Source organism: Promicromonospora vindobonensis (assembly GCF_042685865.1).
GTDB classification, from domain to species: Bacteria; Actinomycetota; Actinomycetes; order Actinomycetales; family Cellulomonadaceae; genus Promicromonospora; species Promicromonospora vindobonensis.
This window is the reverse complement of record NZ_JBHUOG010000001.1, coordinates 506,945-519,601: the sequence shown is the minus strand read 5'-3', so window position 1 is coordinate 519,601 and position 12,657 is coordinate 506,945. Positions and strand designations below refer to the sequence as shown.

At 72.3% G+C, this 12,657-nt stretch carries 13 protein-coding genes; 9 read left to right on the top strand and 4 right to left on the bottom strand.

Annotated features, from left to right (window positions below; genetic code table 11):
- Window positions 1–42: 42 nt before the first annotated feature.
- The 3 genes from ACFS27_RS02370 to ACFS27_RS02360 are packed head-to-tail and all read left to right on the top strand — an operon-like array spanning window position 43 to window position 1,422.
- Window positions 43–519, top strand: a complete 477-nt coding sequence (locus ACFS27_RS02370) for a hypothetical protein (RefSeq protein ID WP_377179960.1) — start codon at window positions 43–45, stop codon at window positions 517–519.
- Entirely contained in the window at window positions 509–1,255 is a 747-nt protein-coding gene (locus ACFS27_RS02365) for a cytochrome b/b6 domain-containing protein (RefSeq protein WP_377179958.1), read from the top strand. The genes ACFS27_RS02370 and ACFS27_RS02365 overlap by 11 nt, the downstream gene beginning before the upstream one ends.
- Window positions 1,195–1,422 (top strand): hypothetical protein, encoded by a 228-nt coding sequence (locus tag ACFS27_RS02360; protein ID WP_377179956.1) that lies wholly within the window; start codon window positions 1,195–1,197, stop codon window positions 1,420–1,422. Before ACFS27_RS02365 ends, ACFS27_RS02360 begins: the two co-directional genes overlap by 61 nt.
- A 50-nt stretch (window positions 1,423–1,472) precedes the next feature.
- On the opposite strand, the gene ACFS27_RS02355 is transcribed toward ACFS27_RS02360, so the two are convergent.
- The 3 genes from ACFS27_RS02355 to ACFS27_RS02345 form a co-directional block, all read right to left on the bottom strand.
- Entirely contained in the window at window positions 1,473–3,203 is a 1,731-nt protein-coding gene (locus ACFS27_RS02355) for an L-aspartate oxidase (RefSeq protein ID WP_377179954.1), read from the bottom strand.
- Window positions 3,204–3,279: 76 nt separating this feature from the next.
- Entirely contained in the window at window positions 3,280–4,056 is a 777-nt protein-coding gene (locus ACFS27_RS02350) for an SDR family NAD(P)-dependent oxidoreductase (RefSeq protein ID WP_377179952.1), read from the bottom strand.
- Between the two features lie 127 nt (window positions 4,057–4,183).
- Window positions 4,184–4,834, bottom strand: a complete 651-nt coding sequence (locus tag ACFS27_RS02345) for a biliverdin-producing heme oxygenase (protein WP_377179950.1) — start codon at window positions 4,832–4,834, stop codon at window positions 4,184–4,186.
- A gap of 114 nt (window positions 4,835–4,948) precedes the next feature.
- Between ACFS27_RS02345 and ACFS27_RS02340 the strand changes: the two genes are divergently transcribed.
- The 6 genes from ACFS27_RS02340 to ACFS27_RS02315 all read left to right on the top strand — a co-directional run bounded on the left by ACFS27_RS02340 (window position 4,949) and on the right by ACFS27_RS02315 (window position 11,323).
- Window positions 4,949–5,296, top strand: coding sequence for an ArsR/SmtB family transcription factor (locus ACFS27_RS02340; protein ID WP_377179948.1), 348 nt, complete (start codon window positions 4,949–4,951; stop codon window positions 5,294–5,296).
- A 39-nt stretch (window positions 5,297–5,335) separates the two neighbouring features.
- On the top strand, window positions 5,336–6,235 hold the full coding sequence (locus ACFS27_RS02335; protein WP_377179946.1) for an alpha/beta fold hydrolase: 900 nt from the start codon (window positions 5,336–5,338) through the stop codon (window positions 6,233–6,235).
- Window positions 6,236–6,288: 53 nt separating this feature from the next.
- Complete coding sequence (locus ACFS27_RS02330) at window positions 6,289–6,876, top strand: NADPH-dependent F420 reductase (RefSeq protein ID WP_377179944.1); 588 nt, start codon at window positions 6,289–6,291, stop codon at window positions 6,874–6,876.
- Between the two features lie 225 nt (window positions 6,877–7,101).
- Entirely contained in the window at window positions 7,102–7,566 is a 465-nt protein-coding gene (locus tag ACFS27_RS02325; protein ID WP_377179942.1) for a hypothetical protein, read from the top strand.
- Between the two features lie 316 nt (window positions 7,567–7,882).
- Window positions 7,883–9,307 carry an aspartate--tRNA(Asn) ligase gene (aspS, locus tag ACFS27_RS02320; protein WP_377179940.1) on the top strand — a complete coding sequence of 475 codons (1,425 nt, stop codon included), beginning with the start codon at window positions 7,883–7,885 and terminating at the stop codon, window positions 9,305–9,307.
- Window positions 9,308–9,445: 138 nt separating this feature from the next.
- Window positions 9,446–11,323 (top strand): bifunctional 3'-5' exonuclease/DNA polymerase, encoded by a 1,878-nt coding sequence (locus ACFS27_RS02315; RefSeq protein ID WP_377179938.1) that lies wholly within the window; start codon window positions 9,446–9,448, stop codon window positions 11,321–11,323.
- On the opposite strand, the gene ACFS27_RS02310 is transcribed toward ACFS27_RS02315, so the two are convergent.
- Complete coding sequence (locus tag ACFS27_RS02310) at window positions 11,302–12,618, bottom strand: aspartate aminotransferase family protein (protein WP_377179936.1); 1,317 nt, start codon at window positions 12,616–12,618, stop codon at window positions 11,302–11,304. The genes ACFS27_RS02315 and ACFS27_RS02310 overlap by 22 nt on opposite strands.
- Between the last annotated feature and the right edge of the window lie 39 nt (window positions 12,619–12,657).

Here is a 12,657-nt window from a genome sequence, read left to right as displayed (position 1 = left end):
CACGTAAGGACCTGTGACGGACGACCGGACCGAGGAGGAACCATGTCCAGACTACGAGGAGCGAGGCTCGTCGCGGGAACGGCGCTGACCCTCCTGCTCGCAGCGGGGTGCGGCGAGGGAGGCGGCGGTTCCGGCGGTGGTGGCTACGGTGGCGCCGACGGCGGTGGTGGCGGCGCCGAGCCGGGCGGGATGACCCTGGAGATCACGTCGCCGGAGGACGGCGCGACGGTCGAGACGCCGTTCGCCGTCGAGCTCGACTCGAGCGAGGAGCTCGGCCCGACCGACACCGGCGCACACCACGTCCACGTGTTCTTCGACGACGACGACCGGGAGTACCTGGTGGTCGAGGGCGAGAGCGTCGAGGTCAGCGACCTACCGGAGGGTGAGCACGTCGTCAACGCATCGCTGCGCAACGCCGACCACTCGGCGGCCGGGGTCGAGACCGAGGTCACCGTGACCGTCGGAGCCGGTGCGGAGGGCGACACGAGCAGCGACACGGAAGACGGCGATGGGTACTGAGCCGGACGACGCCGAGCCGGAGGGTGCGCAGACCGACGTGGTCGAGCGCAACACGCGACCGGCCCGGTGGTTCCACGCCGGCGTGTACGCGACGGTCCTCGTGCTGCTGGCCACCGGGTGGTGGCTCGGGCTCGGCCGCGAGGGCAGCCCGAGCGTGCTCGCCCGCGTCACGGGGACGTCGGACGCGGAGCTGCACACCCTCACCGGCTGGGCCCTCGCGGGGCTGACGGCGCTGGCCGCCGTCGTCGGCATGCGGGGGTGGCGCACCTTCTGGCAGGAGTCCGTCCGGTTCCGGCACGGCGACGCGGCGTGGTTCCGGCGCTGGCCGGCGGCCGTCCTCACCGGTCGGTTCGGGCGGCACGAGGGCCGGTTCGACCCGGGGCAGCGCATCGCGAACCTCGTGCTCCTCGTGACGCTGCTCGCCCTCGTCGTCTCGGGGATCGGGCTGGTGCTCGTCAGTGGAGGCCCGGCCTTCGTCTGGTTCCTGCTGGTGCACCGGTGGTCGACGTACGTGGTGACGCCGGTCGTCGTCGGGCACGTGATCATCGCCTCGGGGATCCTGCCCGGGTACCGCGGGGTGTGGCGGGCGATGCACCTGGGCGGCCACCTCCGCCGCGCCGACGCAGAACGCGTCTGGCCTACTTGGACGGAACGGACGAGAACGAAGGAGGAACCATGTCCAGAGTACGAGGGCCCATCTCACGAGGAGCGAAGCTCGTCGCGGGAGCGGGACTGACCGTGCTGCTCCTCGCGACGAGCTGTGGCGGAGGCGGAGGCGGAGACGGCGGTGGTGGTGGCGGTGGCTACAGCCGTGGCGACGCCGGACAGGGGAGCGTCGAGGTCACCACGAACGCCGGGGCCGGTGGTGCGGGGAGCGACACGGAGCACGGCGACGTGTCCTGAACCGGAGGAAGCTCCCCGCGCCCGACGGCTCGGGTGCGGCGCGCGCGCCGCTACTCGACCAGCTTGCCTGCCGTCGAGACCTCCTGGATGAGCTCCGAGAGCTCGTCCGGGACCGGCGGGATCTCCTCGCGCACCACTCCGGTGCGCGGGGACCAGACCAGGTTCACCTGCAGAGCCGGGTCCAGGTCGGGGTAGTCCGAGCGGTTGTGGCACCCGCGGGTCTCGCGGCGCTCGCGGGCGGTCTCCAGCGTGGCCCGCGCCGCGATGAGCGACGCCTTGAGGTCGAAGGCGTGCGCGAGGTCCTGGAACCCCGCGATGTCGGGGTGGACCCCGATCTCCCGGGTGCGCGCCTCGATCTCGTCCAGCTCCCGCAGACCCGCGACCAGCCCCTGCTCGTCCCGCACGACGCCGGCGTACTCCGTCATGGTGTTGCGCACGGCGCGCTGCAGGGCGCGCACGTTCTCGTGCCCGTCGGCGACCAGCAGGTCCGCGACCTCCTTGCGGGCCTGGTCCTCCGCGGCGTGCGAACGACGCTGCGCCTCGAGGCCCGCGGAGTAGGTCGCGGCGGCCCGGCCGACGATCCGGCCGAACACGAGCAGCTCGATCAGGGAGTTGCCGCCGAGGCGGTTGGCGCCGTGCAGGCCGCTGGACGCCTCGCCGATCGCGTAGAGACCGTCGACCTCCGTGCTGTGGTCCTCCGGCCGGACCCACACGCCGCCCATGGAGTAGTGCGCGGTCGGTGCGATCTCGATGGGTTCCGCGGTGATGTCGAGCATCTGCAGCTCGAGCATCGTCTGGTAGACGCGCGGCAGGCGAGACATGATCGTCTCGCGCGGCAGGTGCGAGACGTCGAGCCACACGCCGCCGTTCTCGGTGCCTCGCCCCTCCTTGATCTCGGTGTACGCGGCGAGCGCCACCCGGTCGCGGGTGGACAGCTCCATCCGCTCGGGGTCGTAGTTCTTCATGAACCGCTCGCCCAGACCGTTGCGCAGGATGCCGCCCTCGCCGCGGGCTGCCTCTGAGATCAGGGTGCCCGCCGCGTTCTCGGGCTCGATGATGCCGGACGGGTGGAACTGGACCAGCTCCGGGTCGCGCAGTCGTGCGCCGGCCTCGACGGCGAGGCGGAACGAGTCGCCAGTGTTCTCGTCGCGCCGCGACGACGTGCGCCGCCAGATCCGGTTGTGGCCGCCCGCCGCGAGGATCACGGCGTCGGCGTGGATCAGGTACGGCGTGCCGTCGGTCAGGTCGAACCCGTAGGCGCCGAACACCGCGCCGTCGTGCGTGAGGATCCGGGTCACGTAGACCGAGTCGAGGACCGGGATGTCGAGCTGCACTGCCCGGTTGACCAGCGAGCGCTGGATCTCCAGGCCGGTGTAGTCGCCGGCGAACGCGGTGCGGCGGTACGTGTGCGCGCCGAAGAACCGCTGGGAGATGCGCCCGTCGTCCTCCCGGGCGAAGGCCATGCCGTATCGCTCGAGGTCGGCGATACCCTGGGCTGCCCCCTTGGCGACGATCTCCGCCGTGTGCGGGTTGGCCAGGAAGTAGCTCTCCTTGATGGTGTCGGCGGCATGCTGCTGCCAGCTGTCCTCGGCATCCATCGTGCCGAGCGCGGCGTTGATGCCGCCCGCCGCGAGCGAGGTGTGGGCGTCCATGCGTGGCCGCTTGCCCAGGGCCAGCACGTCGACACCCTGTTCCGCGAGCTCGATCGCGGCCCGTAGGCCCGACCCGCCCGTCCCGATGACCAGCACTGTCGTTGAGATCCGACGTTCGGTGGTGTTCATACTCAATCCGACCACCGGAGGCCGCGATTCGTGACAGGTTCAGGCTGTGAGGATTCTCAACATGTGAGATGAGTCATCAGGTGAGGTGCAGGCCGCCGTCGACCGCGAGGACCTGGCCGGTGAGCCAGGTGGTCGCGGGGTCGGCCAGTCGCACGATCCAGGAGGCGACCTCCTCGGGCTCGCCTCGCCGGCCGAGGGGGATGCGTGCGGCCTCGTCGCGCTTGATCTCCTCGACGGTGGCGTCGGGCAGGCCGGCAGCGGTGAGCGCCTGGCTCTCGGTGGGCCCTGGCGCCACGGCATTGACGCGGACGCCGTCGGCGGCGAGCTCCAGCGCCCAGCTGCGCGTGAGCTGCTCGACGGCGGCCTTGGACGCCGCGTAGTGGGCGGCACCGGGGAGCGGCCGGTGCCCGTAGGTGCTGGAGATGTTGACGATCGATCCCTTGGACCGGAGCAGGTGCGGCAGGGCCGCGCTCGCGAGCAGGCTGGGGGCGGTGACGTTGAGGCTGAGCAGCCCGTCGATGCCGTCGGCGGTGGTGTCGGCGAGCGACATCATCGCGGTGGTGCCCGCGTTGTTGACCAGCACGTCGAGAGTGCCCCACCGGTCGGTCGCGGTATCGACGACGTGCTGCGGCGCGCCGGGTGAGCGGAGGTCCGTCGACAGCGTGGCGATCTCGGCATGCCCGGCCGCGGTCTCGGCGAGGGCTGCTGGGCGGCGCCCGACGCCGAGCACGTGCGCTCCGGCCCGGGCGAACGCACGGGCGGTCGCGCGCCCGATGCCGGAGCCTGCACCTGTGACGATCACGACCTTGCCGGTGAGGGCGGTGGGCGGGCGGACCGTCAGCTGGGCTGTCACGTGGGCTCCTCGTTCGGGGCTCGGGCCGATACGGGGTGATCCACACCCTGCGGCGGCCTTTGTTCGATGTTCGTAGAACGTCGAACAAAGTATCACGCGGCCGCTGCCAGGGCTGGAGCGAGCAGCGTCAGCAGTGGATCTCGGCGAGGGCGGTGAACACGACCCGGTTCAGGTGGAACGCGTGGTGCGCTTCCGCGAGCGTCGCGGCCACCTCCTCGGGGTCCAGGTCGAGGTCGTCGAGCCGGCTGCGGTACGCGTCCTTGAACACCTTGATCTTCGGGATGTCCGGGAACGTGTAGAAGGCCACCCCGTCGCCGTCCAGGCCGTAGTGCTGCTTCATCATGCGCTTGACGATCTGGCCGCCCGACAGGTCGCCCAGGTACCGCGTGTACGAGTGCGCCGCGTAGTGCGGCAGGCTGCCGCTGATCTCGCGCACGCGGTCCGCGTACTCACGAGTCGCGGGCAGGATGCGGATCTCCTCGCGCCAGGCCGGTCCGTACAGGAAGGCGAGGTCCCGCTCGATCGCAGGGACGCGCGTGAGCTCGTTGAAGACGAGGCCCGCGCCCCGCTCGTCGTCGCGCACGGCGGTGCTCGCGCCCTCGAGTGCCTCGTAGACCACGAGCAGCTGGGCCGAGAGGTCGGCGTAGGCGGCCCGGTTCAGCGCGCCGGACATGAGCTGCTCGATGAAGTCCTCGGAGTTGGCGGCGCCGTGGTCGGCACGCGTGCCCTCGCGAAGCAGGGCGGACAGCGGGGTGTCTTCCTCGACGGCCAGGCTCATGAACTCTCCTCCGACGCAGGGGTCAACGTGCTGACAACGTGTCATCACATCGAGAGCATAGCAACCGGCTTAGGTCTACCTAACCTGTGGCTGCTTGCTGGTTACGATGGCGCCATGCGGAACGCCGAACATCCCGACGTCAGCGAGATCACGCTGGCCAGGGTGCTCTCCGCCCTGGCCGACCCGCTCCGCCTCGGCGTCGTCTACCTCCTGGCGGACGGCCAGGAGCGCCAGTGGGGCGAGCTCGATGCGCCGGTGTCGAAGTCGACGCTGAGCCATCACCTGAAGACCCTCCGCAGCGCCGGCGTGACGCGGACCCGCGACGAGGGCACGCGGTGCTACGTGCACCTGCGGGTCGACGACCTGGAGGCCCGCTTTCCCGGCCTCCTCGCCGCGCTGCTCGACGCGGCACCGGCGGACGCGACACCGGTGGGCCTCAAGGCGTCGGCGGGCGTCAAGTAGCCGGTGGACCGCCGGAGCCCGACGTCCTACCGTCGGCGCATGCCCGCACCACAGCCCGCTCCCGTCCGGTCGACCCTGCCTGCGCCCGTCCTCCTCGACCTCGGCGGGGCCGACGGCGCCCGCGTCGCCACGTATGTGCTCGAGCCGACGGACCGGGCGCCGGCCGGCGACGTCGTGCTCTGCCACGGCACCCCGTGGTCGGCGCTCGTGTGGGCGCCCGTGGCGCGTGCGCTGAGTCAGCACTACCGCGTGTTCCTGTGGGACATGCCGGGGTACGGCGCCTCACCGAAGGAGCCGGCGTACCCGGTCGACCTCGTCGCCCAGCGGCAGCGGTTCGCGGCGCTGCTGCGGCACTGGTCGCTGGACCGGCCCCACGTGGTGGCCCACGACATCGGTGGTGCCGTCGCGCTGGGCGCACACCTCCTCGAGGACGTCGAGCTCGCGAGCCTGTTCCTGCTCGACATCGTGACCCTCGATCCCTGGGGGTCGCCGTTCTTCCGGCTCGTGGCCGAGAACGAGTCGGTCTTCGCGGCGTTGCCCGGCCCGCTGCACGCGGCCCTCGTCCGCGAGTACATCGCCGGCGCCGCCAACCACGACCTGCCCGACGACACGGTCGGCGCGCTCGCCGAGCCCTGGCTCGACGAGACCGGGCAGGCCGCGTTCTACCGGCAGATCGCGCAGCTCTCGCCCGCCCACACGGCACCGGTCCTCGACCGTCTCGACCAGGTGCGCTGCCCGGTCCGGGTCGGCTGGGGCGTCGCCGACCCGTGGATCCCGTTCGAGCAGGCCGCGCGGCTCCGGGCGGCCCTCCCCGGCGACCCCGAGGTGGTGGCGTTCGAGAGGCGTGGCCACCTCGCGCCCCTCGAGGACGCCGCCGCCGTCGGGCAGGCTGTGCTGCGGTGGCTCGGGGTGCGAGGGGACGCCGGCGTGCGCGGCTGACGCCGTGCGACGGGCAGGCTGCGGGTGACGGGGCTGCGTGTGAGCCTGGAATCATGAACGGCTTCACGATCATCGGGACGGGGAAGATGGGCAGCGCGATCGCGGCCCTGGCAGAGCGCGGCGGGGCCTCGGTGCAGAGCGTGGCGCACGGCGAGCACGTGGACGTGTTCACGGGCGACGTCGTCGTGCTCGCCGTGCCGTACGAGGCCCTGGGCGAGGTCGCCGCGCGGTTCAGCGAGCAGCTCGCCGGCAAGGTCGTCGTGGACATCACGAATCCCGTCGACCTGGCCGAGGGTCGCCGCCGGGAGATCAAGGCGGGCAGCGCCGCCGCCGAGCTCACTACCCGCCTGCCGCAGTCGCGCGTGCTGAAGGCCTTCAACACCAGCTTCGCCGCCACGCTCGCGTCCGGTGAGCTCACCGCGGACGGAGCCGGGTCTGCGCCGGCGACGGTGCTCGTCGCGGGGGACGACGCCGACGCGAAGTCGGCGCTGCTCGACGTGGTCGAGGCCGCGGGGGCGCAGGGCATCGACGTCGGGCTGCTGGCCAGGGCCAGGGAGCTGGAGGCGACCGGCTACCTGCAGCTCAGCCTCGCGCTGGGTGAGGCGGTGCCGTGGACCGGAGGGTTCACGCTCGTGCGCTGACGGGGCCGAGCGGTGCTCCGGGACGATACTTGCCCCGGGCGAGGAAAACACTGCTGACCTGCACTGACGGAGGGCCCGTCCGGGTTACACCGGGGTAGTTCGAAGTACCTGTGGCGATCCCTCTGCGGCCTGGGTACGTTGCATTTGGGCGCGGGTTTTCACCCGGTCCCGCAGGGGGATGCAATTCGGCACACCTCCGCGCACGCACGCACGCGAGGAGCAGTCATGACTGAGAACTATGGGCAGTCCGAGCAGGGCGACCAGTACGGTCAGGAGCCGACGTCGGAGTTCGGCTCGAGCGAGAACACCTCCGAGGGCTTCGGCTCGCAGGAGGGCGGGGAGAACCTCGGTTCGCAGGGTGCCTCGCAGGGCAGCGAGGGTTCGTCGTACGGCGAGTCGCAGGGTTCGTCCTACGGCCAGCCGGAGCAGTCCGGGTCGTACGGCCAGGGTGAGTCCTCCGCGCAGGGTGGCTCCTACGGTCAGGACGAGTCCTCCGCGCAGGGCGGGTCGTACGGGCAGAGCGAGGGCGGGGCGCCGCAGGGTTCGTCCTACGGCCAGTCCGCGGAGCAGTCCGAGGGCACCACCGAACCGGGATCCGAGTTCGGGACCGAGGGCCAGAGCGGCCAGAGCGGTGAGTACGGCTCGCAGGAGCAGGGCGGCGAGCAGCAGAACGAGCAGGGGTGGGGCTGAACGCCCGACGACCGCACGCCCGGCGGGGCCCTGATCTCGGTCGGGGCCCCGCCGTCGTATCCGTCCGTCTTCGCGGTCCCGGCCTGAGCCCGTGCCCGGTTCCCCCCCAATGGTGTGGCGGACGCACCGCCGTCGGGCATAACGTTTGTCGTGGCGAGCGTGAGGCGTGACGACCCTCGGCCCGGACTGCCGGGCGAGCGCTCCGCCCGCGCGTGCGGCGTACCGACGAGAGGCCGGGGTCTCCCGGCAAAGGAGTGGTGGCACCGCGACCTAGCCCCCGCCCGCTCCTTCAGGGCCTCGCTCTGAAGGAGACACGATGAGACCACCCCCGCAATCCCCGTCCCCGGCCCCGTCCACGACCGCGCCGACCGCAGCCGCCGGCGGAGCGACGGACGGGCCTGTTGCCGCCACCGTCCGCACCCTGGCACGCGACCTTGCCGCCGTCCCGCCCGGATCGGTCGTGCGGCTGCAGGGCTGGGTCCACCGCCGTCGGGAGCTGGCGAACGTGACGTTCCTCGTGCTGCGCGACCGCACCGGCCTCGCCCAGGTCGTGGTGCGCGCGGGCGCCGGTGTCGGGCCGGGTGAGCCGCAGGGCTCGCCGCGCGTGGCGGCGCAGGTGCCGCCGGAGGAGACCACGGTGGACGTGACCGGAACGGTCACCGCCAACCCGCAGGCCCCTGGCGGTGTCGAGCTCACGGAGCCCGTGATCACGCCGCTCACGGACGCCGCCGAGACCCCGCCCGTCGAGCTCTGGCGGCCCGCCCTGGCGGTAGCCCTGCCGACCCTGCTCGACCATGCGGCGGTCGCCTGGCGGCACCCCGCGCAGAAAGCGCGCTGGGAGGTCGCGGCGACGAGCCTCGGCGGTTTCCGCGCGACGCTCGACGCGGCGGGCTTCACCGAGATCTGCACGCCCAAGCTGGTGGGTACGGCCACGGAGTCCGGGGCGAACGTGTTCCCCGTGGACTACTTCGGCCGACCCGCCTACCTGGCGCAGTCGCCACAGTTCTACAAGCAGCAGATGGTCGGCGTCTTCGAGCGGGTCTACGAGGTGGGCCCGGTCTTCCGGGCCGAACCGCACGACACGGTGCGGCACCTGGCGGAGTACCGCTCCCTGGACGTCGAGCTCGGGTTCGTGCGCGACCATCGTGACGTGTTGGCGGTACTCCGTGACGTGCTCGCAGGCATGGCCGACGCCGTACGCGGCTCGGGCGCTGCCGAACGGCTCGGCGTCGAGGTGCCAGAGGTACCGGCGGCGTTTCCCGTGATCCACTTCGCCGACGCCCTTGCGCTGGTCGGGGCACCCGCCGACGAGCCGGACCTCGCACCGGAGCACGAGCGCGCGCTCGGGCAGTGGGCGATGGCCGAGCACGGGTCGGACTTCGTCGCCGTCGAGGGCTACCCCATGGCGAAGCGGCCGTTCTACACCCACCCGGAGACGGGCGCGCGCGCCGCTGCGGGAGACGGGCGCTGGAGCAACAGCTTCGACCTGCTGTTCCGCGGGCTCGAGCTGGTCACGGGCGGCCAGCGCCTGCACCGGTACCCCGACTACGTCGCGGCCATCGAGGCGCGTGGCGAGGACCCGGCAGCGTACGCGTCGTACCTCGCCGCGTTCCGGCACGGGATGCCGCCGCACGGCGGGTTCGCGATCGGCCTGGAGCGCTGGGTGGCGCGCCTCGTCGGGGCCGCCAACGTCCGTGAGGTCACCCCGTTCCCGAGGGACCTGCACCGACTCGTCCCGTAGTGCTGTGACCCGACGGCCGACGTGGTCGGTAGAACGTCAGGTGATCGGCAGTCCGGGAGTGCCGATCACCTGACGTTCTACCGACCACGTCGGCTTGCCCGGGCGGGCGTGTCAGTGGCGCACGGCAGACTGAGCCCCATGCACATCGTGGTCTCAGCAGAGGGCTCGGGCATCGGTCTGCGACCGATGTCCGACGCGGGTGCGCCGGCGGGGGAGCAACGCGTCGTCGAGGCCTCCGCGCTGGCACGCGAGGCCGCAGCCGAAGAGGCGGCGCTTGCTCGCTGGACCTGGGACGACACGAACAACTGGTACCCGGCGCTCCTCGCCCAGGGCGTCCGGGTCGACCGGGCGCACGACCTGCGGCTGGCGCACGCCGTGCTGCGTGCCTCGGTCCTGTCCGCACGCACGGCCCTCGCCGAGGCCGGCCCCACGGCGTGGGACCGCCTCGCGCCGGTCCCGCCCCCGGGCGGCCCCACGGCGACCGCGCTGACCCGCCCCGACCGTCACCCCGGGTCCGAGCCGCTCTTCGACCTCGGTGAGATCAGCGCACCGGCACGCGCCGACCGGCCGGCGGGTGACCACCGGGGCAACGGTAGGGCGAACGGCGGTGCGCGGGAGCAGGGTGACGGGCGCGCCCCGGTCGAGGGCCGTGGTCCCAGCCCCGACAACCACCTCGACCCCGCAGCAGAGCTGACCGCGCAGCTCCGCACGATCAAGGACAGCACCGAACCCGGTCGCCTCCGGCTCCTGCTCGCCGCGGAGTCCGCCGGGGCGCTCGCGGCTGCCGAGATGCATCACGCCGGGTTGCCGTGGCGCGGCGACATCCACGACGAGATCCTCACCGAGGCGCTGGGCCCGCGGCCCCGGCCGGGTGCCCGGCCGGCGAAGCTCGAGGACCTGGCCAACCGGATCCGGGACACGATCGACGCCCCGCCGACACTCAACCCCGACTCCCATCCCGACCTGCTGCGCGCCATGGAGTACGCGGGGGTGGGCGCCCGGAGCCTGCGCAAGTGGGAGCTGGAGAAGCTCGACCACCCGGTGATCGCGCCGCTCCTCGAGTACAAGGGCCTCTACCGTCTCTACACGGCGAACGGCTGGAACTGGCTCGATACCTGGGCGCCGGACGGCCGGTTCCGGATGGAGTACGTGGTGGGCGGCGTCGTGACCGGCCGGTGGGCGAGCACGGGAGGCGGCGCGCTGCAGCTGCCCCACAACGTCCGGCGGGCGGTCACCGCTGATCCGGGCTGGACCTTCGTCGTCGCCGACGCGGCGCAGCTCGAGCCACGGGTGCTGGCCGCCCTGGCCCGCGACGAGCGCATGGCCACGGCGGGCCGCAGCAAGGATGGCGCCAGCACCGACATGTACGCAGGGATCGTCGCGGCGGGCGTCGTCGACTCCCGCGAGCACGCGAAGCTGGGCATGCTCGGCGCGATGTACGGGGGCACGACGGGTGTCAGCGCGCAGGTGCTGCCGCGGCTTGCCCGCGCATTCCCGCACGCCATCGACCTGGTCGAACGTGCGGCGCGCGCCGGGGAACGCGGCGAGAAGGTCACCACCCGGCTGGGCCGCAGCTCGCCGCTGCCGGGTGACTCCTGGGCCGCGGTGCAGGGCTCGGCGTTCGACGAGGACGCAGGTGCGGACGTCCAGTCGCGGGCCCGCAGCCAGACTCGCTCGTGGGGCCGGTTCACCCGGAACTTCGTCGTCCAGGGCACGGCGGCGGAGTGGGCGCTGTGCTGGATCGCGTCGATCCGCCGTCGGCTCTGGGCGCTGGGCGAACTCTCTTCCGAGTCCCCGCAAGGCCTGGCCCCTGCGCCGTTCGACCGTCGTCCGCACCTGGTGTTCTTCCTGCACGACGAGGTGGTGGTGCACGCACCGGCAGCGCTCGCCGAGGCCGTGGCACAGGAGGTGCGGGCCGCCGCCGACGAGGCCGGGCGCCTGCTCTTCGGTGACTTCCCGGTGGACTTCCCGCTGAGCGTCGCGGTGACCGAGAGCTACGCGGACGCCAAGGACTGAGCGTCCAGCACCGCCCTGAGCGAGGCCTCCAGGATGTCCACCCCGGCGTGCAGGTCGTCCTCGCTGATCGTCAGGGGCGGTGCGATGCGGAAGATGCCGCCCATCCCCGGCAGCTGCACGATGTTCATGTGCAGGCCCCGGTCCAGGCAGGCCGAGGTGACGGCGTTGCCGAGGGCGTCGGCGGGTGCCTTGCTGCGCTTGTCCTGCACGAGCTCGATTCCCTGGAGCAGGCCCCGACCGCGTACGTCGCCGACCACGTCGTAACGGTCACGGAGCGTGTCCAGCCGGCCGGCGAGCTGCTCGCCCAGCGTCGCCGCCCGGGAGACGAGCCCTTCCCGCTCGATGACGTCGAGCACGGTCAGCCCGACCGCCGCGGCCAGCGGGTCGGAGACGTGCGTCGTGTAGAAGAGAAAACCCCGGTCGTGGCAGACCTGTTCGATCTCCGCGGAGGTGACGACGGCCGCGACGGGCAGCCCGGCGCCGAGGGTCTTCGACAGCGTCAGGATGTCCGGGGTGACGCCGTCGCGCTCGAACGCGTACATGTCACCGGTACGGCCGAGGCCGGTCTGCGCCTCGTCGAGGATGAGCAGCATCCCGCGCTCCTCGCACATCTCCTTGAGGCGCCGCAGGTACCCGGGTGGCAGCTCGATGATGCCGCCGGAGGACAGGATCGGCTCGACGAGGCAGGCAGCGAGGCTGCCTGCGGACTGCTGGTCGACGAGCGCGAAGCCGTAGGCCAGCTCCGCCTCCCAGTCGTAGGACCCGTCGGGCGACCGGAACGGCGACCGGTAGGCGTTCGGGGAGGGGAGGGCGAGGTTGCCCGGCGTGGGCGGACCGTACCCGCGCCGTCCGGCGGAGAACGTGGCGGAGGCTGCGCCCTGGGTCATGCCGTGCCACGAACGGTCGAACGAGACGATCTCGTAGCGGCCCGTGCGGAGCTTGGCCATCTTGATCGCTGCCTCGTTCGCCTCGGCCCCGGTGCTCAGCAGCATCGTCTTGCCCAGCGGAGCCGGCAGCGTCGCGGCGAGCCGCCCGGCCAGCCCCAGCACGGGGGCGCTGAGCATGCCGCTGAAGAGGTGGTCCAGCGACGCGACGGCCGACGAGACCGTCGAGACGATGTCCGGGTGCGCGTGGCCGAGGATCGAGCTCATCTGCCCCGACGTGAAGTCGAGGATCGGCGTGCCATCGCTGTCGAAGACGTACGCGCCGGAGGCCCGCTCGATGACCCGCGGGGTGAAGCTGGGTCCGTAGCGGATCAGGAGCCGGTCGGCATCGTCCCAGAACGTCGTATCCATGGTCGTCCTTCCACGCGGAGCCGATCAAGACATGGCTAT

Excerpts from the sequence above, each read along its gene's own strand:
- ACFS27_RS02360 (WP_377179956.1), top strand. The coding sequence starts at position 1,195 with ATGTCCAGAGTACGAGGGCCCATCTCACGAGGAGCGAAGCTCGTCGCG.
- ACFS27_RS02345 (WP_377179950.1), bottom strand. The coding sequence starts at position 4,834 with ATGAGCCTGGCCGTCGAGGAAGACACCCCGCTGTCCGCCCTGCTTCGC.
- ACFS27_RS02365 (WP_377179958.1), top strand. The coding sequence starts at position 509 with ATGGGTACTGAGCCGGACGACGCCGAGCCGGAGGGTGCGCAGACCGAC.
- ACFS27_RS02325 (WP_377179942.1), top strand. The coding sequence starts at position 7,102 with ATGACTGAGAACTATGGGCAGTCCGAGCAGGGCGACCAGTACGGTCAG.
- ACFS27_RS02310 (WP_377179936.1), bottom strand. The coding sequence starts at position 12,618 with ATGGATACGACGTTCTGGGACGATGCCGACCGGCTCCTGATCCGCTAC.
- ACFS27_RS02370 (WP_377179960.1), top strand. The coding sequence starts at position 43 with ATGTCCAGACTACGAGGAGCGAGGCTCGTCGCGGGAACGGCGCTGACC.
- ACFS27_RS02330 (WP_377179944.1), top strand. The coding sequence starts at position 6,289 with ATGAACGGCTTCACGATCATCGGGACGGGGAAGATGGGCAGCGCGATC.
- ACFS27_RS02340 (WP_377179948.1), top strand. The coding sequence starts at position 4,949 with ATGCGGAACGCCGAACATCCCGACGTCAGCGAGATCACGCTGGCCAGG.
- ACFS27_RS02335 (WP_377179946.1), top strand. The coding sequence starts at position 5,336 with ATGCCCGCACCACAGCCCGCTCCCGTCCGGTCGACCCTGCCTGCGCCC.
- ACFS27_RS02315 (WP_377179938.1), top strand. The coding sequence starts at position 9,446 with ATGCACATCGTGGTCTCAGCAGAGGGCTCGGGCATCGGTCTGCGACCG.
- ACFS27_RS02355 (WP_377179954.1), bottom strand. The coding sequence starts at position 3,203 with ATGAACACCACCGAACGTCGGATCTCAACGACAGTGCTGGTCATCGGG.
- aspS (WP_377179940.1), top strand. The coding sequence starts at position 7,883 with ATGAGACCACCCCCGCAATCCCCGTCCCCGGCCCCGTCCACGACCGCG.